At 72.8% G+C, this 19,929-nt stretch carries 20 protein-coding genes; 2 read left to right on the forward strand and 18 right to left on the reverse strand.

Going from position 1 to position 19,929, the window contains the following annotated elements:
- Window positions 1-131: 131 nt before the first annotated feature.
- The 13 genes from AC6EI4_RS01185 to AC6EI4_RS01245 are packed head-to-tail and all read right to left on the reverse strand — an operon-like array spanning window position 132 to window position 11,131.
- Window positions 132-983, reverse strand: a complete 852-nt coding sequence (locus AC6EI4_RS01185) for an HpcH/HpaI aldolase/citrate lyase family protein (RefSeq protein ID WP_498420504.1) — start codon at window positions 981-983, stop codon at window positions 132-134.
- Complete coding sequence (locus AC6EI4_RS01190) at window positions 973-2,133, reverse strand: acyl-CoA dehydrogenase family protein (protein ID WP_498450313.1); 1,161 nt, start codon at window positions 2,131-2,133, stop codon at window positions 973-975. The genes AC6EI4_RS01185 and AC6EI4_RS01190 overlap by 11 nt, the downstream gene beginning before the upstream one ends.
- Entirely contained in the window at window positions 2,133-2,564 is a 432-nt protein-coding gene (locus AC6EI4_RS01195) for a Zn-ribbon domain-containing OB-fold protein (RefSeq protein WP_498450314.1), read from the reverse strand. The genes AC6EI4_RS01190 and AC6EI4_RS01195 overlap by 1 nt, the downstream gene beginning before the upstream one ends.
- A complete protein-coding gene (locus tag AC6EI4_RS01200) occupies window positions 2,561-3,709 on the reverse strand; it encodes an acetyl-CoA acetyltransferase (RefSeq protein WP_498450315.1) in 1,149 nt (382 codons plus the stop codon). Before AC6EI4_RS01200 ends, AC6EI4_RS01195 begins: the two co-directional genes overlap by 4 nt.
- On the reverse strand, window positions 3,706-4,173 hold the full coding sequence (locus AC6EI4_RS01205) for a MaoC/PaaZ C-terminal domain-containing protein (RefSeq protein ID WP_498450316.1): 468 nt from the start codon (window positions 4,171-4,173) through the stop codon (window positions 3,706-3,708). The genes AC6EI4_RS01200 and AC6EI4_RS01205 overlap by 4 nt, the downstream gene beginning before the upstream one ends.
- Window positions 4,170-4,670, reverse strand: coding sequence for an FAS1-like dehydratase domain-containing protein (locus AC6EI4_RS01210; RefSeq protein WP_498420492.1), 501 nt, complete (start codon window positions 4,668-4,670; stop codon window positions 4,170-4,172). Before AC6EI4_RS01210 ends, AC6EI4_RS01205 begins: the two co-directional genes overlap by 4 nt.
- On the reverse strand, window positions 4,667-5,884 hold the full coding sequence (locus tag AC6EI4_RS01215) for a Rid family hydrolase (protein ID WP_498420489.1): 1,218 nt from the start codon (window positions 5,882-5,884) through the stop codon (window positions 4,667-4,669). The genes AC6EI4_RS01210 and AC6EI4_RS01215 overlap by 4 nt, the downstream gene beginning before the upstream one ends.
- Complete coding sequence (locus tag AC6EI4_RS01220; protein WP_498450317.1) at window positions 5,881-7,308, reverse strand: MmgE/PrpD family protein; 1,428 nt, start codon at window positions 7,306-7,308, stop codon at window positions 5,881-5,883. The genes AC6EI4_RS01215 and AC6EI4_RS01220 overlap by 4 nt, the downstream gene beginning before the upstream one ends.
- Complete coding sequence (locus tag AC6EI4_RS01225) at window positions 7,305-8,510, reverse strand: CaiB/BaiF CoA transferase family protein (RefSeq protein WP_498420483.1); 1,206 nt, start codon at window positions 8,508-8,510, stop codon at window positions 7,305-7,307. The genes AC6EI4_RS01220 and AC6EI4_RS01225 overlap by 4 nt, the downstream gene beginning before the upstream one ends.
- Window positions 8,507-9,541, reverse strand: a complete 1,035-nt coding sequence (locus AC6EI4_RS01230; RefSeq protein ID WP_498450318.1) for an LLM class flavin-dependent oxidoreductase — start codon at window positions 9,539-9,541, stop codon at window positions 8,507-8,509. Before AC6EI4_RS01230 ends, AC6EI4_RS01225 begins: the two co-directional genes overlap by 4 nt.
- 11 nt (window positions 9,542-9,552) lie before the next feature.
- Window positions 9,553-10,089, reverse strand: a complete 537-nt coding sequence (locus tag AC6EI4_RS01235) for a MaoC family dehydratase (protein ID WP_498450319.1) — start codon at window positions 10,087-10,089, stop codon at window positions 9,553-9,555.
- The gene (locus tag AC6EI4_RS01240; protein ID WP_498450320.1) at window positions 10,086-10,805 is read right to left on the reverse strand and encodes an alpha/beta fold hydrolase; all 720 of its coding nucleotides are present in this window, start codon (window positions 10,803-10,805) and stop codon (window positions 10,086-10,088) included. Before AC6EI4_RS01240 ends, AC6EI4_RS01235 begins: the two co-directional genes overlap by 4 nt.
- Complete coding sequence (locus AC6EI4_RS01245) at window positions 10,802-11,131, reverse strand: antibiotic biosynthesis monooxygenase (protein ID WP_498450321.1); 330 nt, start codon at window positions 11,129-11,131, stop codon at window positions 10,802-10,804. Before AC6EI4_RS01245 ends, AC6EI4_RS01240 begins: the two co-directional genes overlap by 4 nt.
- A gap of 78 nt (window positions 11,132-11,209) precedes the next feature.
- Here AC6EI4_RS01245 and AC6EI4_RS01250 point away from each other — a divergent pair, with 78 nt between their 5' ends.
- Both AC6EI4_RS01250 and AC6EI4_RS01255 read left to right on the forward strand, forming a co-directional pair.
- Window positions 11,210-12,049: a hypothetical protein gene (locus AC6EI4_RS01250; protein WP_498420469.1), complete on the forward strand. Its 840-nt coding sequence runs from the start codon at window positions 11,210-11,212 to the stop codon at window positions 12,047-12,049.
- Entirely contained in the window at window positions 12,046-12,936 is an 891-nt protein-coding gene (locus AC6EI4_RS01255; protein ID WP_498450322.1) for an NAD-dependent epimerase/dehydratase family protein, read from the forward strand. The genes AC6EI4_RS01250 and AC6EI4_RS01255 overlap by 4 nt, the downstream gene beginning before the upstream one ends.
- A 60-nt stretch (window positions 12,937-12,996) precedes the next feature.
- Here AC6EI4_RS01255 and AC6EI4_RS01260 read toward each other — a convergent pair whose 3' ends face one another.
- From AC6EI4_RS01260 to AC6EI4_RS01280, 5 genes are read right to left on the reverse strand one after another with little or no spacing between them, the layout of a single operon-like run.
- Window positions 12,997-14,274, reverse strand: coding sequence for a hypothetical protein (locus AC6EI4_RS01260; protein WP_498450323.1), 1,278 nt, complete (start codon window positions 14,272-14,274; stop codon window positions 12,997-12,999).
- Complete coding sequence (locus tag AC6EI4_RS01265) at window positions 14,271-14,897, reverse strand: neocarzinostatin apoprotein domain-containing protein (protein WP_498420461.1); 627 nt, start codon at window positions 14,895-14,897, stop codon at window positions 14,271-14,273. The genes AC6EI4_RS01260 and AC6EI4_RS01265 overlap by 4 nt, the downstream gene beginning before the upstream one ends.
- A gap of 18 nt (window positions 14,898-14,915) precedes the next feature.
- Window positions 14,916-17,777, reverse strand: a complete 2,862-nt coding sequence (locus AC6EI4_RS01270; protein WP_498450324.1) for an ABC transporter permease subunit — start codon at window positions 17,775-17,777, stop codon at window positions 14,916-14,918.
- Entirely contained in the window at window positions 17,774-18,547 is a 774-nt protein-coding gene (locus tag AC6EI4_RS01275; protein ID WP_498420456.1) for an ABC transporter ATP-binding protein, read from the reverse strand. Before AC6EI4_RS01275 ends, AC6EI4_RS01270 begins: the two co-directional genes overlap by 4 nt.
- Entirely contained in the window at window positions 18,537-19,922 is a 1,386-nt protein-coding gene (locus tag AC6EI4_RS01280; RefSeq protein WP_498450325.1) for an ABC transporter substrate-binding protein, read from the reverse strand. Before AC6EI4_RS01280 ends, AC6EI4_RS01275 begins: the two co-directional genes overlap by 11 nt.
- Between the last annotated feature and the right edge of the window lie 7 nt (window positions 19,923-19,929).

Below are 19,929 nucleotides of genomic sequence, written 5' to 3' on the forward strand. Positions count from 1 at the left end.
TAAGGCCCGCCGTCAACTACTGATGTGGTCGGGCGAAGCTTCGGCCGACAACATCAGGCTTCCCCGGCCGACCGGGGAAACCGACACCGCCCGAGCCGCCCGCAGGCCGTACGCCGCGGACGCGCCGCCGGTCAGCTCCGCACCCGCGCCAGGATCAGGCGCGCCTGCCGGACCACGGCCTCGTCGATGAAGCGGCCGTCGTCGTCGACCGCGCCACCCGAGCCCGCGAGCTCCCACCGCTCCACCAGGCGGCAGGCCGCGTCGACCTCCTCGGCCGACGGCGTGAAGACCTCGTTGGCGACGGCCACCTGCCCGGGGTGGATGCACGCCCGGCCGACGAAGCCGAGGCGGGCCAGCTCGACCGTCGAGGCCCGGAAGGCGTCGAGATCGCGGAAGTTCGTGGAGACCGGTGCGATCGGCGGCTTGATCCCCGCAGCCGCGGAGGCCAGGACGACGTGCGAGCGGGTGTAGAGCAGCTCCCGCTCATCGGGTCCGGGGGTGATCCCGACGTCGGCACGCAGGTCGGCCTCGCCGACCTGGAGACGCTGTACCCGCGGTGCCAGCCCGATCTCGCCGGCGCGCAGGACCGCCCGGGCGCTCTCCAGCAGCGGCACCACCCCCGCGGTCGAGCCGAGCGAGGCCAGCAGCCGGTCGAGGTCGACCAGCTCCTCGACGCTCTCGGTCTTGGCGAGGAGGAACCCGGTCAGCGCCGGGGCGCCCGCCATCGCCCGCACGTCCGCCTCGCGCAGCGCACCGGGGTTGACCCGCACCCAGACCCCGACGTTCTGCAGCACCGGCAGGTCGTGCAGCCAGATCCGGGTGAGGTCGCGGGCCCGGTCCTTGTCCTTGGGCGCGACGGCGTCCTCGAGGTCGACGATGACCTCGTCGGCGCCACGCTCCAGGATCCGCTCCAGCTTGTCCTCGGCGTGGCCGGGCACGTAGAGCGCCGAGCGGGCCAGGAAGTCGCGGTGCTCAGCCGACACGGGTCTCCCCCTTGATCAGCGACTTCGCCACGACGGTGCGCAGGATGTCGTTGGTGCCCTCGCCGATGCTCATCAGGATCGAGTCCCGGTAGAGCCGCTCGACCTCGAACTCGGTGGAGTAGCCGTAGCCGCCGTGCACCTTCATCGAGTCGATCGCGGCCTGGAGCGCCACCTCGGAGCAGAAGATCTTCGCCATCGCGGTGGCGCCGTCGGCGCGACCCGCGCGCACGGCGTCCGCGGCCCAGTAGGCCATCAGCCGGGCGGCCTGGACCTGGGTGCCGAGCTCGCCGAGCTTGAGCTGGATCGCCTGGAAGTCCGAGATCGGCTTGCCGAAGGCCTTGCGCTCCTGGGCGTAGGCGAGCGCCTCGTCGTGCGCGCGCTGGGCGATGCCGACCGAGCGGGCCGCGATGTTGACCCGGCCCCACTCCAGCGCGGAGAGCACCTGCTGCATGCCGCGGCCCTCGACGCCGCCGACGAGCTGGGAGACCGGCACCTCGACGTTGTCGAGCAGGATCTCGCAGGACTCGGTGCCCTTGTAGCCGAGCTTGGGGATGTCCTTGGTGACCTCGAAGCCGGGGGTGCCGGCCTCGATCAGCAGCACGCTCATGCCCTTGTGGGCCGGCGAGGCGCTCGGGTCGGTCTTGACCAGCACCGGCAGCGGGTCGGCGTAGCGGGCGTTGGTGATCCACATCTTGGTGCCGTTGACGACGTAGTGGTCGCCCTCCAGGCGCGCGGTGGTGCGGATGCCCTGCAGGTCGGTGCCGGCGTCGGGCTCGGTGAGGCCGATGCCGGTACGGCGCTTGCCGGTGGCTAGGTCGGGCAGGTACTTCTGCTTCTGCTCCTCGGTGCCGTGCATCGAGATCAGCCGGCAGGACAGCGAGTGGCTGCCGAGGATGCCGGCGATGCCCATCCAGCCGCGCGCGATCTCCTCGAAGACCAGCGCGAAGGCGACCGGGTCGAGGTCGAGGCCGCCGTACTCCTCGGGGACGGTGATGCCGAACAGGCCCATCTCCTTCATGCCCTCGACGATCTCGGTCGGGTAGCGCCCGGCCTGCTCCCACTCGCGGGCGACCGGGACGATCTCCTTGTCGACGAACTGGCGCAGCAGCGCCTTGAACTCGCGCTGGTCCTCGTCGAGCGTGAAGTGCATCAGTGCTCCTCGGTGGTGTCGGGGGTGTAGTACGGCAGGGCGCGGCCGTCAGGGAGGTCGACCCAGGCGACGGTGACCGCGTCGCCGATCCGCCAGCCGGCCTCACCCGGGACGGCCGGCTCGAGCCGGGTCAGCACGACCGGCCCTTCGCTCAGCCGCACCCGCGCGAGCGTGTACGGCGTCGTCAGCCCCGGGCGTGGCGCCCGGTGCACGACGGTGAAGGTGTCGACGGTCCCGGTGCCGGCGGCGTCGACCTGGCTCAGGTGCGCCATCGAGCCGCAGCCGGTGCACAGCGCGCGCGGCGGGTGCTGGACCCCGCCGCAGCCGGTGCACGACTGCACGGTGAGCCGGTGCTCGCCGGTGGCGGCCCAGTAGTCCGCGCTCGTCTCGTCGGCGGGCGGCACCTCGCCGGGCACCCACTCCGCGCTCATCGGTCGACCCCCAGGACCACGGTGGCGTGCGTCGAGAGGATGCCGCCGGTGCCGTGGGCGACCGCGATCTCGGCCCCGGGGACCTGACGCGCGCCGCACTCGCCGCGCAACTGGCGGACCGCCTCGACGAGCAGCAGCACGCCGTACTGGCCCGGGTGGCAGTACGACAGCCCGCCGCCGTTGGTGTTCAGCGGGTGGCTGCCGCCGGGGCGGATCGTGCCGCCCTGGATGAAGTCCAGCGCCTCGCCCTCCCCGCAGAGCCCGAGCGCCTCGACGCTCAGGGCCGCGGTGATCGTGAAGGAGTCGTAGACCTCGGCCACGTCCACGTCGGCGGCGCCGATCCCGGCCCGCGCGTAGGCGTCCCGCACGGCGCCGCGGGCACCCGGCACGGCCAGGTCGGCCACCGCGGTGAACGAGGAGTTCGTGGTGCGCTCGCCGTAGCCGAGCACCTCGACCGGCTGCCTGGCCAGGTCGCGGGCCCGCTCCAGCGAGGTCACCACCACCGCTCCCCCGCCGTCGGTGACCAGGCAGCAGTCGGCAGCGGTCAGCGGCGAAGAGATCATCGTGGAGTCCACGACGTCGGAGACGCTGAGCGAGCCCTTGCCGTGTCGGAACGCCTTGGGGTTCAGCAGCGCCCACTCCCGGGCCGCGATCGCGATCTCGGCGAGCTGCTCGCGGGTGCCGCCGTAGCGGTGCAGGTAGGCCTGGGCCGCCATCGCGTAGTACGACAGCGGGTAGAGCATGTCGTAGGGCTCCTCGAACTGCGCCTCGGGGACCCACGGCTCGTGCACGCCGCCGAGGCGGCGCGAGCGGGCCGAGCGCTGGTTGGAGGCGAAGGAGATCACCACGACGTCGGCCTGCCCGGCCTGGATCGCCTGGGTGGCGCGGGCGAGGTACATCTCGAACGCGCTGCCGCCGGCGAACGTCGAGTCGGTCCAGGTGGGCACCACGCCGAGGTAGTCGGCCAGCTGGGTCGCGGAGAACCGCGAGATGCCGTTGGTGGCGATGCCGTCGACGTCGGCCAGGCTCAGCCCCGCGTCGGCCAGCGCGCGGGTGACCGCCTGGGTCTGCAGGGTGAGGATCGAGGAGCCGGTGACGCCCAGGTCGCACTCCGCGGCGCCGACGATCGCGACACCGGTGCTCACCGGGCCCCCGGCCCGTCGGGGGTGCCGAGCAGCACCACCGCGCGGCACGGCGCCGCCGCCGCCCGGGCGTCGGTGCCGTCCTCGGCCACCACGACGACCCGCATCTCCACGACGATCCGGTCCTCGCCCACCTCGGTGACGGTGCCCGAGCAGCGCAGCCGCTCCCCGGCGAAGACCAGGTTGCGGAACGTGAAGCCGAGCTCGTGCACGAAGGACTGCGGGCCGAGCCAGTCCTGGAGCATCTCGACCAGCAGCGCGCCGTAGACCTGGCCGTCGACGATCGGGCCAGGCAGGCCCTTCTCGGCGACGTACGCCGTGTCGTAGTGCAGCTTGTGCCAGTCCCAGGTGGCGCCGGCGTAGGCGACCATGTCGGTCAGGGCGAGGGTGCGCTCGAGCACCGGCACGGCGTCGCCCACCGCGATCGCGGCGTGGTCGGCGGCCCGGCTCGGGAGGGTGTCGCTCATGGTTGCTTCTCCAGACCCACGAAGATGATCGTCTCGGCGTTCTCGGCGAGCAGCTCGCCGTCCTGGTTGGTGTACGCCGCGGTCGAGGCGACGACGAGCATCTCGTTGCCCGAGCCGGTGACCTTCTCGGTCACCGAGGTGATCCGCCAGGTCGCGGTGATCACGTCGTCGGGGCGGATCCGGCGGTGGAAGGTGTAGGCGTTGCCCCCGCGGACCTGCCGGGTGCCGGGGATCTCGAGGCCCCAGGTGTGCCCGGCGTAGCCCTCGTGGTCCATCGGCAGCGCGGCGTACTGGTTGGTCTCGCAGACCAGGGTCAGCGGCGCGGTCACCCCGCTCAGCCCCTGGGACCGGGCGTAGGCCGGGTCGCTGTAGAGCGGGTTGTCGTCGCCGATCGCGAGGCCGAAGTAGCGCCCGGCGGCGGCGCCGAGCGGCTCGGGCGCGGTGTAGACGGCGGTGCGGCCCTCGAGGGCGCGGACCTGGTCGGTGAGCAGCGTCATGCGCGGTCCTCGGGGTAGAGCGCGGTCGGGAAGACCTCGAGCAGGAACTCCGGGCGCAGCAGGCTGTGGCACAGCGCGCCGGTCGAGGCCGGCCACGGCGGGCCGAGGAGGCGCCGGCGGACCTCGGCGACCTCCCGGTAGTCGCCGACGGCGGAGGCCACGCAGTACTCGGTGGTCTCCAGCAGGTCGGCGGCGCCGAGGCCGGCGTGCTCGAGCAGCTGCAGGATCGCGCCGTACGTCGTCTCGGCCTGGGCGCCGAGGTCGTCGGCGTGCAGGGCCTGCTGGGTCTCCATGTCGAGGGCCGCGAAGCCGGACATGAACAGGGTCCGCCCGGCCTTGACGCCGGGCGCGTAGGTCAGGGTGTCGTAGCGGCTCCAGCCGGGGTTGACGATCTCGAGCGGGTGCCGCGACGCGGTGACGTCGATGGCGACCAGCGCACCCGGCGCGTGCAGCCGGCTCATCAGGATGCCACCGGCGCCGGGGTAGACGCCGCCCTCGTTGTTGCCGAGCAGCTCCTTGCGGACCCGGTGGGTGCCGCGGTAGACCGCCCGGGTCTCCGGCGTGGAGTAGTCGTAGGTGGTGACCGCGTGGCCGAGGCTCAGGCCGACGGCCTCCAGCATCGCGCCGGCCCGCTCGAGCACGTAGCGGTACTGCGCCACGAAGTCGCCGGGGGCGACCACGTCGCCGTGCGCGTCGATCGGGGTCACGGTCGGCAGGTAGACCACGCCGTCCTGTCCCTCGGTGATCGAGGAGGCCTGCCAGGTGCCTGCCTCGCGCGTCTCGGAGGCGACCCGCAGCTGCCGCCCGCCGCCCTTGACCGCGTGCAGCTCGACCTCGATCAGCGCGGCGCGACGCACCAGGCGCTCGACGACGACGGTGCGCACGGTGGGGCGCTCGCCGAGCAGCTCGCGGCGTACGCCGGCGGCGTCCTCGTAGGCGGGCAGGCCGGCGACGGTGACGTTCTCGCTGACCCGGGTGACGTCCTCGGGGCCGAGGCCGGCGGTGGCCAGGATCTCCAGGCACTTGGCATAGGCGATCCGCGCCTGCTGCTGCATCGTGCCCTGGACGGTCATCTTGCCGAGCGCGTCGTCGAGGCGCGCCGAGGTGTGCCCCGAGGTCCAGGCGCTGTCTCCCTCGCTGAGCCCCAGGGAGAAGGTGAAGCCCTCCTCGGGCAGCCACGCGAACTCGGCGGGCCTGATGGCGGACAGGGTCATGCGGGGGCCTCCTGGCGGGTGGGGGTCGGCTCGGCGGCGGCGGCCGCGGCCAGGGTGAGGATCTCGGTGAGGTCGGGGGCATCGCCCAGCGCGCGCACGGCCGCGGCGAGCTCACCGGCGAGTGCCCCGACGTTGCCCTCGAGCTTGGCGAGCAGGGCGTCCTCGGAGAGGGGGTGGGCGCCGCCGCCGGGGCTGCGCTCGAGGTGGGCGGCGACCCGGCGCCCGTCGGCGAGGCTCAGCACCACGTCGCCGGCGGCGTCGGCGGCAGCGACCCCGGCCACGTCCTCGGTGGGGCTGACGTCCCAGGTGACCCGCTGTGCCAGCGCGCCGATCTCGGGGCGTTCGAGGTTGGCCGCGGTGTAGGTCTCGATGCTGACGCGGCCGTCGAGCAGCAGTGCCGCGACGCTCCACGGCAGGCTGAACTTGGCGGCGTACGGGCTCGCCGGACGGGCCAGGTCGCGCCCGCTCGCGCAGACCACGGAGGCGGAGTCCGGGTGCACCCGGGCGTGCAGGCCGACGATCTCGCCGGCGTCCGCGCCGGACCGGTCCAGGGCGAGCCGGGCGGCGGCCATGGTGACGTGGGCGAGCTGGCAGGTGGGCCAGGGCTTGATCCCGATCCGGGTGGTCTCCCAGTCCTGCGGGGCGTCGCCGCCCAGGTCGCGCAGGATGACCCCGGTGTCGACCGTGCCGGCGGCGAGCGCGGCGGGGGCGAGCGCGTCGTAGAGGCCGTGCGGGCCGTCGAAGACGGTGTGCGGCCCGGTCGCCCCGGCGGCCGCGAGGCGCGCGGCGAGGATGCCGGACTGCGAGGCGAAGCCCGGGTGCAGCTGCTTGGTGCTGGCGCCGGTGGCGAGGAAGGCGAGCAGGCCGCCGGCCTGGCTGCCGGCGATGCCGAGCGCGTGGGTGGTCGTCGCCGCGTCGAGCCCCATCAGCCGGGCGGCGACGGCGGCCGAGGAGAAGACCCCGGCGACCATGGTGGCGTGCAGGCCACCGGCGTGGAAGCCGTTCGGCGCGGCCGCCGCGACCCGGCAGGCGACCTCGTAGCCGACGACGGCCGCCTGGAGGATCTCCCGGCCGCCGGCGCGGACCTGCTCCCCCACCGCGAAGGCAGCCGGCAGCACGACCGCGGTCGCGTGCACCAGCCCTGCGGCGTGGGTGTCGTCGAAGTCGAGGGCGTGCACCAGGGTGCCGTTGGCCAGGGCGGCGGCGGGCGCCGAGAGCCGGGTCCGCGCCCCGAGCACGGTCGCCTCCGGGGGTCCGCCGAGGCCGGTGGCGACGGCGACGGCCGGGGCCGCGGCGCCGGCGCGCTGGCCGGCGACCGCGGCGCCGAGCCCGTCGAGCAGGTGGCGCAGGGCGGCCTGCTCGACCTCGGCCGGGATGTCGACCGGGCCGACCGCCCAGCCGGCCAGGGCGGGGGCGATCGTCACGTCTCGGCCCCGAAGGCCCCGGCCGCCTTCAGCTCGGCGATCCGGGCCGGGTCGTAGCCGGCGACCTCGCGCAGCACCTCGTCGAAGTGCTCGTTGCGCTGTGGGGCCCGCACGTAGTCGGGCGGCGCGTCGCCGACCCGGACCGGCGAGGCGAGCTGACGCACGGTGCCGTAGTGCGGGTGCTCGGTCTCGACGATCAGGTTGCGCTCGATCGTGTGCGGCTCCTTGAGCGCCGCCTCCACGTCGTTGATCGGCCCGCACGGGATCGAGGCCGGATAGAGCCGTGCCAGCCAGTGGTCGACGGACTCGGCGCGGAAGATCTCCTCGAGCAGGCCGGTCAGCTCGTCCTGGTTCTGCTGGCGCAGCGAGAAGGTCGCGAACCTGGAGTCGGGGGCGGCCCACTCGGGGTGGCCGATGACCTCGGCCAGCCGCACCCAGAACTTCTCCTTGGCGCAGCCCACGATGAACCAGCCGTCGGAGGCCTCGAAGGCCTGGAACGGCACCAGCGAGGGGTGCGCGGAGTGGCTGATCCGCCGCGGCGTGTAGCCGGCGTTCATGTGCCAGGTGGCCGGGTAGGTCAGCATCGACATGGCCGTGTCGTAGAGGCTGACGTCGCAGTCCATCCCGACCCCGTCGCGGCGCGCGGAGTGCAGTCCGGCCAGCAGCGACAGCGCGGCGACGTAGCCACCGGAGAAGTCGACCAGCGAGAGCCCCGACTTGGTCGGCGGCCCGTCCGGCTCGCCGGTGAGCTCCATCCAGCCGGCCAGCCCCTGGAGCACGTAGTCGTAGCCGGGCTCCTGCTTGCGCGGACCGGTCATCCCGAAGCCGGTCAGCGAGCAGCACACGATCGCCGGGTTCAGGTGCTTGAGCTGGTCGTAGGTGATGCCGATCTTCTCCGGCACGTCTCCGCGCAGGTTGGAGTAGACCGCGTCCGCGTTGCGGACCAGGTCCTCGAAGACCTCCCGGCCGGCGGCGGTCCTGATGTCCAGCGAGAGCGACTTCTTGTTGCGGTTGAACGTCTCGAAGAACAGCGAGTCCTCGCCGCTGAAGTACGGCGGCACGTAGCGCCCGACGTCGCCGCCGACGCCCGGGTCCTCGATCTTGATCACCTCGGCTCCGAGGTCGGCGAGGTGCACGCTGCCGAACGGACCGGCGCCGTACTGCTCGAGGGAGATGATGCGGACGTCCTGAAGCGGCTTCACGGCCGACCTCCTGTGAGGGTCTCGATGAGGCCGATGACCTCGTCCTGCCCGGCGCGGATCTGCGCCGGGCTCAGCCCGTGGGTGGGCGCGGAGAGCTTCACCGCGTCGGCGAGCCCGTGGTAGGCCGCGAGCTGCTCGGCGACCCGGTCCCGGTCGCCGTTGAGGGTCAGCGCATCGACCATGGTGGGGGTCACCGCCTCGGCGAGGTGCTCGGCGCCCCGGCCTGCGCGGAACGCGTCGATCACCGACTGCTGGGCCTCGCCCAGGCCGTGGAAGGCGAAGAAGTCGGCGTAGGTGCGGACGCTGGCGTAGAAGCCGACGTGCCCGCGGACCCGCTCCAACGCCTTGGCGGGGTCGGCGTCGACCGAGCAGCAGGCCGAGACCACCAGCTCGACGTCCTCGCGGCGGCGGCCCTCGACCTGGGCCAGGCCGGCCTCGATCTCGGGCAGGATCCGCTTCTCCAGGTACGCCGGGGAGCACAGCTCGTGGCTGATCCAGCCGTCGCCGATGCGGGCGGCCAGCCGGGTCATCGCCGGGCCCATCGCGGCGAGGTAGAGGGGGATCTCGCTGCGCTGCACCGGGTAGGGGCGCTGGTAGCCCCGGATCCGCATCGGCTCGAAGTCGCCGGCCAGGTCGATCTCCTCCCCGGTGGTGGCGCCGGCGACGAAGTGCCGGATGTTGCGCACCGTCTCGCTCAGGTGGGTGACCGGCCGGCCCCAGCGGGCGTGGTGCCAGTCCTCGTTGAGGCGCTGCACGCCGGTGCCCAGGCCCAGCACGAACCGTCCGCCGGACAGCTCGTCGAGGTCGAGGGCCTCCAGCGCGGTCACCATCGGGCTGCGGGTGAACGCCAGCGCGATCGCGGTGCCGACCTGGGCGGTGGTGGTGGCCTGTGCCACGGCCGCTGCCGCGACGGTGGCACTGCGGTGCAGCTCGGGAACCCACACCGCCTCGGCACCGGCCAGCTCGGCCCGGCGGGCGGCGTCGGCCAGCTCGGCGAGCGTCTCGCCCCAGGGCGCGAAGGTGATCCGCATCGTCAACGCGCTCAGGCCTCGGCCAGCGCGGTGCCGTCGAGGAGGTCCCGCTTGCCCTCGGGGAAGATGCCCTCGAGCTGCTCGGCCCCCTGCTTGTAGACGTAGAACATCCGGCGGAACGAGCAGACCTCGTCGCCGTCCTGGTTCAGGGTGCGGGTCTTGACCGTGACGATGCCGGCGTGCGGGCGCGTGGCCGACTCGCGCTTCTCCAGCACCACCGACTCGCTGAAGAGGGTGTCGCCGGCGAAGACCGGGTGGGTCATCTTGATGTCGTCCCAGCCCAGGTTCGCGAAGGCGTTCTGGGTGAGGTCGGTGACGCTCTGGCCGACCGCGATGGCGACGGTCAGGGTCGAGACGACCAGCGGCTTTCCGAACTCCGACTTCGCGGCGTACGCGCTGTTGAAGTGCATCTGGTTGGTGTTCATCGTCAGCAGCGAGAACTGGATGTTGTCCGCCTCGGTCACGGTCCGCCCGAGCGGATGGCGGTAGATGTCGCCGATGGTGAAGTCCTCGAAGAACCGTCCCCGCCAGCCGGGCTGCACGCTCACTGTGATCCTCTCGTCGGGCTGTCACGGAGGTCGGCTGAGGCGACCTCCAGGTGTGGTGCTGCGCTGCGCAGCAGCAGGTCCGCGACCAGGTCGGGCCGGGTCAGCGGCGCGTCGTGCCCGGCGTCGAGGACCTGGTACGGCGTGCCGCGCGCGTCGAGGCGGCGCCGGGTGGTGCCGCAGGGGTAGGCCGGGGGTGTGTCGGTGAAGAAGACGTAGGTCGCCGGGACCATCGGCTCCTCGCCCGAGGCGCGGTCCAGCGACGGGGCGAACGGGGTGGGCACCAGCCGCTGCTCGAGCCACGCCGCGGTGGCCGCGTCGAGGTCGCCTCGCGCGGGCTCGGGCCGGGGCATGATCAGCGCGTCGCGGGCCGGCAGCAGGGCGTCGTCGGCGGGCGCCGGCGCGACGTCGACCGCACGCTCGCCCGGGTCGGGCACCGCGGCGTCCAGGTAGACCAGGCGACGCAGCCGGCGCGGGGAGTGCACGGCGACCTCGCGGACCACCACACCGCCCTGGCTGTGGCCCACCAGCACGACGTCGCGCAGGTCGTGGCCCTCGAGGAGCCCGACGACCTGGTCGGTCCAGGTCGCCAGCGCGGTGGCCGCGGGGTCCAGCGTGGGCGCGTGCGCCGCGTGGCCGGCGGCGAGCAGGCGCGGCACCACCCGGGACCAGGCCCAGCCCTCGCGGAACGCTCCGTGGACCAGCACGAAGGTGCTCATCGCGCGCCCTCGCGGTAGCCGGGCTCGTCCAGGACGACCTCGAGGTACTCGCGCGGGTAGGAGTCGTAGGGCTGCAGGTGCTCGTACATCGCGACGAGATGCTCGGTGTAGCCCGGTCGGCGCGTGCACTCCTCGTAGTCCGCGACGGTCTCGAAGTAGCGCAGGTGGGTGAAGTGCGTGCGGTCCTCGACGCCGCGGACCAGGCGCCGGCCGCGGTAGCCGGGGTGGTCGGTGAAGAACCGACCGAACTCGCCGGAGAGCGCGACGTACGCCGCGGCGTGCTCCTCCCCGGGCTTGGTCCAGGCCTGGCTGACGACGACGAACATCGCTCGACCTCCTCGTCGCTCGGCAGGGCACGGACACAATCAATGACAACATAGATCATATATCTGTAGCGTGGTGGCATGAGCAGCAGTGCGCAGACCAAGACGATCCACGAGTTCCTCGCCGAGGCGCCCGACGTCGACAGCTCCGAGCTGTGGGCCGCGTTCTGGGAGATCCTGAGCGAGGCCAAGGACCGGATCACCGCCGAGCTGCCGGTGCAGGCGCACCCGTCCGGCACGGGCCTGGAGTACTGGACGACCGACGACGGCAGCTACGAGGGTTCGCTGAGCCCGTTCGTCGGGGACCCCGACGAGGGCGTCGAGTGGCTGGTCCACTCCTGGATCGGCAACCGCAAGGCCTCCATCCTCGACATGAACCTGCAGGTCTGGCTCGGCCCGCACATCGACGTCCCGCACCTGATCATCGTGTTCGGGACCGTCCCGCAGGTCTTCTTCTTCACCGACCTGGTCCCCCGCCGCGACCTGATGGTCGACACGGACCACCTGGGGCGCTACTACGAGCCGCTCAACGACGCGTTCCTGAGCCTGCGCGGCGACGACCGGTTCACCTGGTCGGTGAGCCACGGCAGCTACATGCGCGCGTTCCTGTCCCCCGTCGGCCACTCCTACGTCGCCGAGCGCACCGACGACGTCGTGGAGACCCTGCGCGCCGTCGTCCGCGAGCGGGTCGACACCTGGCTCGGCTGGGTCCGCGACGCGGCACCGGTCCCGGCGGCCCAGCGCGACGCGCTGCGCGAGCGCGACCACCTGGTGCGCACCTATGGCTACACACTCGACCCCATGAACGAGCTGTCCAAGAGGTTCCTGGGCGCCGAGCGCGTCGAGGAGCTGGTGGCGATCCGCGCCGGTCTCGGACAGATCCACCAACGACAGACCCACGAACACGGAGGCAACGCATGAAGGTCCTGATCATCGGAGCAGGGCTGGTCGGCTCGGCCGCCGGCGCCCGGCTGCGCGAGCTCGGCCACGACGTCGCGGTCACCACCACGACCCCCGGCAAGGTGGAGGGGCTCTGCGAGCGCTTCGAGGAGGTGCTGGTGCTGCGCGGCAGCGACGCCGAGGCGGTCGAGGCCGCGATGGCCGGCCGGGACGCGGTCGTCGTGGCGGCGGGCCCGTCGGCCCAGACCTCGATGACGCCGGAGCAACGGGCGGTCACCTACCGGGAGATCCTGGTGGAGACCGCCGAGTCGGTGGTGGCCGCCGCCGACGACGACGCGCCGTACCTGGTCGCGCTCTCCTCGCTCTCGGTCTACGGCACCGCCGCCGATCATCTCGAGGCGGTCGCGGAGGACTCGCCGGTGACCGACTCGACCGATCCGAGCCCGACCATGTTCCTGGCCATGGAGAAGGTCTACCGCGAGCGGGCCGGCGACCGCTCGTGCGTCTTCCGTTGCGGCGACATCTTCGGCGCCGAGGACCCGCCCATCGAGGCCAAGATCGCGATGGCCCACCAGTACCTCGGCGGGTCGGTGCCGTTCTCCGCGGACGCGCTGTTCTACCGGCTCGCGGTGCAGGACGCGGCCGACGCCATCGTGCACGCCCTCGAGTCCCGGCTGCTGGGGGTCCACAACCTCACCCACCCGCAGACGCCGCCGACCAACGCGGCCCTGTTCGACGCGATCTGCGCCGCCCAGGGGCTCCCGCCGCTGGCCTACCGCAACGAGATCGCGTCCCCGACCCGGCCGATCTCGGTGGACCGGCTCACCGCGTCCGGCTTCGTGGCGCACCGCTCCTACGACGGCGCCGCCCTGACGGCCGCCACCACGACGGCAGCCGCCGAGGACTGAGCGGCACCCGACGACGAGGGGCCCCCGCCGCAACCGGCGGGGGCCCCTCGTCGTACGGCGTCAGCGTGCGCGGCGACGCTGCGGCACGCACAGCAGCCCGGCGGCGCCGAGCAGGGTCAGCGCCAGCGCCCACAGGCCGATCACCGGCAGTGAGTCACCGCCGCCGGTCTTGGGCAGCGAGGCCGTCGAGGCCCCGGTGGACGCGGCGCCGCCGGCCCCGCCTGCACTGCCGCCGGGGTTGGCGTCGGAGACGGGCTCGATCTTCTCCGAGCCGACGGTCATCTCCCCCAGCACGGTGCGCGCGGCCACGCACTCGGCGCTGATGCCGGCCGAGGGGAAGTCGAAGGCGAAGGTCGAGACCGCGACCTCGTGCACGTCGCCCTCGGCGGCGACGCTGCCCGACAGGTCGCTCACGGCGACCTCCTCGTTCGGCGCCGCCTTCACGTTCGCGGTGCTGGTCAACGTGGTGGCCTTGCCGCCCACCTCCGCCTCGAGGGTGTACTCCATCGAGCCGTCGATGGGCACCGGGGCGATGCCCGGCAGGTCGCTCATCGTGGCCACCAGGGAGACGTCGTCGCCCTCATTGACGCGGTAGCCGCTGACCGTGATGTTCGCGTCGTAGTCGAACTTGCTACCGATCGACAGCGTGCAGGCGAAGCTGGCCTTGCCCTTCGCGGGCTTGCCCGCCGCGGAGGCCGGCGGCGTGGTCGAGGGGGGCACGGTGGGGCTCGCCGTCGGCGTGCTCGTGGCGCTCGTGGTGGTGGTCGGGGTGGGGCTCGCCGTGGGCACGGTGCCCTCGGTCAGCGGCAGCGTGCCGAGCTTCTCGCCCGCCGTGGGCGTGCAGACTCCGCTCATGGCGAACGCCGTCACCGTGAACTTGTAGCCGGTCACCACCACCGCCACGTCGGCGGCGCTCGAGGTGAAGGTGCCCTGCAGGTCCGGCATCTCGAAGGGCTGGTTGCCGCCGGAGTTCGTCACCTTCCCGCTGCCCTTCAGCGTGACGGCCGTACCCCCGAGGGTGAGGTCGAGGCTGTTGGTGAAGTCGTAGTTGTTCATCTTGACCGGGGCCACGCCGTCCATCTGCGAGAGGCTCGCGGTGACCGTGACGGTCGTCGAGCCAGCCGGTCGTACCGCGGTCAGGCTGATCTCGCCGGACCAGTCGTAGGCGGGGAACTCGCCCAGCGCGCAGGTGAACTTGGTGGTGCCGACCAGCCCGGCATCGGCCGCCGTCGCCGGGGAGCTGACCGCCGCGACCGCCCCGATCACGATCCCGGCGACCCCCAGCGCCGCCGCGGCCTGATGGCGCAGTCGGGCGAGACCGCCGCGAGCCGCCCTCATCGTGCGCTCACCTCACGACGGCGACCGGGCACCAGCAGCATCACGCCGACGCCCGCCGCGAGCAGGGCGGAGGCACCCAGCCCGAGCACCGGGAGGGAGTCGCCGGCACCGGTCTTCGGCAGGGCGTCGGGGGCGGCAGCCGCCGGCGGTGCCGCGGTCGTCTCGGCCGGCGGCGCCGCGGCGGCGGCGGGAGCCGCGCTGGCGAAGCTGATCGGGATCACGTGGGTGTTCGCGTCGACCGTGGCCTGGTCGATCGCGGTCGGCAGCGGACCGGCCGCGATCACGCACTGCTGCGTGGTGCAGTCGATGCTGCCGAACTTCTCCTTGACCACGATCGTGAAGCTGGCCACGTTGCCGCTCGCGTCGGCGTCGCGGAACACCGCACCGCCCTGCAGGTTGCAGTCGGCCGGCCCGACGTAGCCCTCCAGGCACTGACCGATGGCGATGCCGGCCATGTTGGCGTCGAAGCCGGTCCCCGAGATCGTCACGGTCTGACCGTCCTCGAGCCCCTCGGAGGCACTGACGGTGAGCGTCGGGGCGGCGAAGCCAGGAGGGGCGGTCAGCAGCACCATCACCAGTGCGGCGCCCAGGCCTCGAAGCAGCAGGGTCACTCGTCTTCTCACGTCGGTCTCCTCGGTTGGTCAGCTGGTGGGCACGGGTTGTGCCCGCGTCACCAGCGGGTCAGGCGTGGGCTGGTCGGGACCGCTGGCCAGGCGCAGGCCCGAGCGGTGGATGGCGGCCTGGTCGGCGCCGAGGTACGACGTGACGACAGCCGGGTCGTTGCGCACCTCGTCAGGGGTGCCGGTCGCGATGACCCGGCCGAGGCTCATCGCGAGCATCCGGTCGGAGAGCCGCGAGAGCAGCGGGAGGTCGTGCTCGATCACGATCATCGTGGTGCCGACCTCCTGGCGGATGGCGAGCAGCAGGTCGCCGAGCGCCTCGCTCTCGCTCTGCGCGATGCCGGCCGACGGCTCGTCGAGCAGCAGCACGCGCGGCTCGAGGGTGAGCAGGCAGGCCAGCTCGACGACGCGGCGGGTGCCGGTCGACAGGGAGCCGACGGGAAGGCGCGCGTAGCGGGTCAGCCGCATCCGCTCGAGCACCTCGTCGGCGGCCAGGGCCTTGTCCTTCTCCGCGGTCCGGATGCCGAGCGCGGAGGTCCACAGCCGGGTGGGATCGGCGCGCTCCTGGGCCACCATCAGCGTCTCGTGCACGGTCAGCGTCGGGAACAGTGCGGCGTCCTGGAACGAGCGGACCAGCCCCTCGCGGGCCCGCTCCTCGGGACTCGCGGTCGTGACGTCGATGCCGTCGAAGAGGACCCGGCCCCGGTCGGGGCGGGTGAAGCCGGCGACGATCTCGAAGCAGGTCGTCTTGCCCGCCCCGTTCGGCCCGATCACGCCGAGGATCTCGCCGGGCGCCACCTCGAAGGAGACGTGGTCCACCGCGACCACCCCACCGAAGCGGCGCGAGACGCCGTCGACGGTGAGGACCGGGCCGGCGGTGGCGCTCTGGGCTGCGACCCGGGGCACGAGCCCCTCCAGCCGCGGCTTCTCGTGCAGCGGCGACGACGTGTGCCCGCTCGGGTCGACCACCCCGTGCCGCTCGCGCAGCGGGTCGATCCCGTGCCGTCGGGCGAGGGCGTCGTAGACCAGGTCGCGGCCGCGGCCCAGCACGCCGCCGAGTCCGTCGGGCAGGAAGATGACCACCAGCAGCCAGCCCACGGCCAGCACCGCCTGGCCGACCATCCCCATCCCGGTGAGCGCGGGGAGGCCGACGATCAGCAGGGCGCCGATCAGCGGGCCGAGGGTGACGGTGAGACCGCCGATGACGGTCACCGCGACGACGTCGATGCTGGCGTCGGCCGGGAACGAGTTCACCGTCAGCTGCGACTGGCTGTGGCCGATCACGATGCCGCCGAGGCCCGCGAGGGCGCCGGAGACGGCGTAGAGCTGCATCATCCGCATCCGGTGCGGCACCGTGTAGGCGCGTGCCGCGGACTCGTTGTCGCGCAGCGCCTGCACCATCCGGCCGAAGCCGCCGTGCCGCAGGTTGTTGGTGACCCACACCCCGACGCACAGCACCAGCAGCGCGAAGAGGTAGTAGTCGACGGCGAAGGAGAGCGGGTAGTTCCACCAGGTGGGCTTCGCCGGGGCGATGCCGTCGCCGAGGAAGAGGCCCTGGCGCAGCAGCCAGGTCGAGGTGGCCAGCGCGAACGCCAGCGTCGACACGGCGAGCGCCAGCCCGCGCAGCTTCATCGCCGGGATGCCGACCAGCGCGGAGGCGAGCGCCGCCGAGACCACACCGCACAGCACGCCGAAGAGGAAGTTGCCGGTGGACTGCGCCACATGCACCGAGGCGGCCGCGGCGATGCCGGCGTAGGCGAACTGGCCGAGCGAGAGCTGGCCGGAGACCCCGGTCAGCAGGCCGACGCTCAGGCCGACCAGCGTGTAGCCGGCGACCAGGGTGAGCACCGAGGCGGTGTCGTTGCTGACGACGTAGGCGAGGCCGATCGAGAGGACGACGCCGGCGACGGCCAGCACCCGCGGCAGCCAGACGATGCTGCGCACGTTGCGGTAGGCCGCGGGCATCGGCGGCAGCACCACCCGGCGCCACAGCCCCTTGTCGTGGCTGGAGCGCCCGAGCTGCGGCTGACGCAGCAGAGCGGTGACGATGACCAGGGCGATGACGACGGTCACCAGCCCACGGGTGTCGGGGTTGGAGAGCAGCACCTGCTCGATCACGCCGATGCCGAGCGAGGCGGCGATCGCGATCGGGATCGAGGACATCCGCGCGATCACGGCGCCGGCCAGACCCTTGAGCAGCAGGTCCGGCCCCAGGCCCTCCATCCCCGCGCCGGCGGTGGTGGGGGTGACCAGGATCGCCGAGAAGGCCGCGATGCAGCCCGCGATCGACCAGGCCAGGGTAGCCATCCAGCGGGCCGGGATGCCCTCGAGGAGGGCGACGTCGGCGTCGTCGGCGGCGGCCCGGATCGCCATCCCCATCCGGTGGTGGCGCAGGAACCAGCCCAGCCCGACCAGCAGCACCGGCGCCAGCACCAGCATCGCGACGTACGGCGTGCCGATCGGCAGCGACCCGATGTCGAAGGTGGGCAGGTGGGTCGGCCGGGGGTAGGTGAACCCGCTGACGCCGTCGGAGTTGATCAGCAGCGACAGCACCAGGATGAGCTGGGAGAGCCCCAGCGTCGCGATCATCCCGACCAGGTTGGGCCGGCCCTCGAGGCGCCGGATCACCACGATCTCGATCAGCCCGGACAACAGCCCCGCGAAGACGATGGCGACCACGAAGGCCAGCCAGTACGGCGCGCCCCAGTCGACGACGAGCAGGGCCAGGATCGAGGCCCCGAACGCGCCCACCGAGCCGTAGGCGAAGTTGACGAACCGGCTGGAGCGGTAGACCAGGACCAGGCCGGCGGCGAGCAGGCCGTAGGTCACGCCGGTGAAGAGGCCGATGACCAACCGGTCGACGCCGAAGTCGAAGCCGCTCATCCGGCCACCGCCGCGTGGCCGCCGAGCATCAGGGAGCGGACCCGCTCGGGGTCGGCCGCCAGGGTGGCCGCGGCCTCCTCGGCGATGATCTCGCCCTTCTCCATCATGTAGACGCGGTCCACCAGCGAGAGCGCGACGTTGACGGACTGCTCGACCAGCAGCACCGAGGTCCCGCGCTCGTTGATGCGGCGCACCAGCTGGACCAGTCCCCCGACGACGACCGGGGCGAGGCCGAGGGAGAACTCGTCGATCACCAGCACCTTCGGCTCCGCCACCACGGCCTTGGCGAGCGCCAGCATCTGCCGCTCCCCGCCGGACAGGTGCGAGGCGGGCTGGTCGCGGCGCGCGTGCAGGCGCGGGAAGACCGCGAGCGCGGCCTCGACGGCCTCCTTGGTCCGGCGCCGGCTGCCGCTCGGGTAGGTGTGCATCGCCAGGTTCTCGGCGACGCTGAGCGAGGGGAAGGTGGCCTGGCCGACGACCTGGCACAGCCCCAGGTCCACGCGCTTGCGGGTGGAGACCAGGGTGACGTCGACGCCCCGGAGGCTGACCGTGCCCTCGTCGGGACGCAGCAGCCCGCCGATCACCTTGAGCAGCGTGCTCTTGCCGACGCCGTTCGGTCCGAGCAGGGCGACCATCTCGCCCTCCTCGACCACCAGGCCGGCGTCGAAGAGCACCTGCACGGGGCCGTAGGAGGCCCGGATGCCGTGGCAGGCCAGTGCCGGCGCGCTGCCCGGGCTCGGGCTCGGCCGGCGCGGCGCCTCACTCGTCATCGAAGGGCACCTCGGGGCCCTCGTAGACGAACGTGCCGACTTCCTTGTCGTAGCGCAGCACCCGGTAGCTGCCGACCGCCGCGTGCCCTCCCCCGCCGAGCGCGTTGCCGAAGCCGGACGAGGTCTGGAAGGTCGAGCCGTCGCGGTGCACGATCTCCGCCCAGGCCGCGGCGTTGAGGTCGCCGTCGATGCCGTCGGCCCCGATCTTCAGCAGCCGGACGGCGTCGCAGTAGGGCAGCGCGACGCGCGCGGCCTCGCGGCTCTCGAACGTGATGCCGGCGTCCTCGTAGACGCCGATGCACTCGTTCTCCGCCTCGCCGGTGGGGAACTCCATCACCGAGTCGGGGACGTCCTGGGGTGGGTGGAACCCGATCCCGACCATGCCCTCGAGGGTGTCGGCGGGGATGGTGTCGGGGTTGGTGACGAAGAACGACGGGTTGTCGAAGCTGGAGATCGCGTAGCGGGCCGAGAAGCCGTCCTGCGAGCCGGCGACCGTGGCGAAGACCGACGCGAGCCGGGAGCCGCCCAGGAACATCACCCGGTGGACGTCCTTGCTCCGGAACGCGACCGCGGCCTGCTCGAGGCCCTGGAAGAGGGTGCCGGTGTCGGTGGTGTCCACCCAGGCGACCTCCGGGTCGAGGCCCTGCTTCTCCAGGAGCGGCACCGCGAGCCGCTTGACCGTGTCCTGGTTGACCGGCGAGTCGGCGACGACCACGCCGACGCCCTTCTCGCCCTCGAAGAACTTCTGCTCGCCGAGCACCCGCAGGTAGGTGCGGACGAAGGCGTCGTACTCCGGGAAGCTGGCCGTCCACAGGTACGGCGCGAGCTCCTCGTGGTACGACGTGCTGGCGGCGTAGAGCGAGGCGTCGAGGACCAGCGTGCTGCGCTTGGCGTAGCAGGGCCGGGCGTTGACCTGGTACTGCCCGGTCATCACCACCGCGAAGGCCTTGTCGTCCTGGGTGATCTTGTTGCACAGCTGCTCTTCGGCCGCCGGCGAGTCGGTCTGCGCGTCGTAGACGTGGAAGACGGCGTCCAGCTTCTTGCCGCCCAGCCCGCCGTTGTCGTTGACCCAGTCCTCGAGCGCCTGGACCTGCGCCTCCTGGTCACCGACGGAGGCGGTCTCGAAGCCGGTCATCTTCTTGACCGCGTCGAGGTCGACGGCGACGAAGACCACCTTCACGGAGTCGTCCGTCACGCCCGGGCCCGGTCCGGCCGCGGCCGCGGCGGCGAGGTCCGTGCCGCCGGTGTTGCCACCCGGCATCAGCGTGCCGCAGCCGGCCAGCGCGAGCGCGAGCGCCGCGCCGACACCGGCGACGCGCACCTGGGTCGACCGGTCGCGGGTCCATCTCCTGGGGGGCAGCACTTTGGACGTCACTCCGCTC

The sequence above is a fragment of the Nocardioides sp. Z43_10 genome (genome assembly GCF_059766615.1).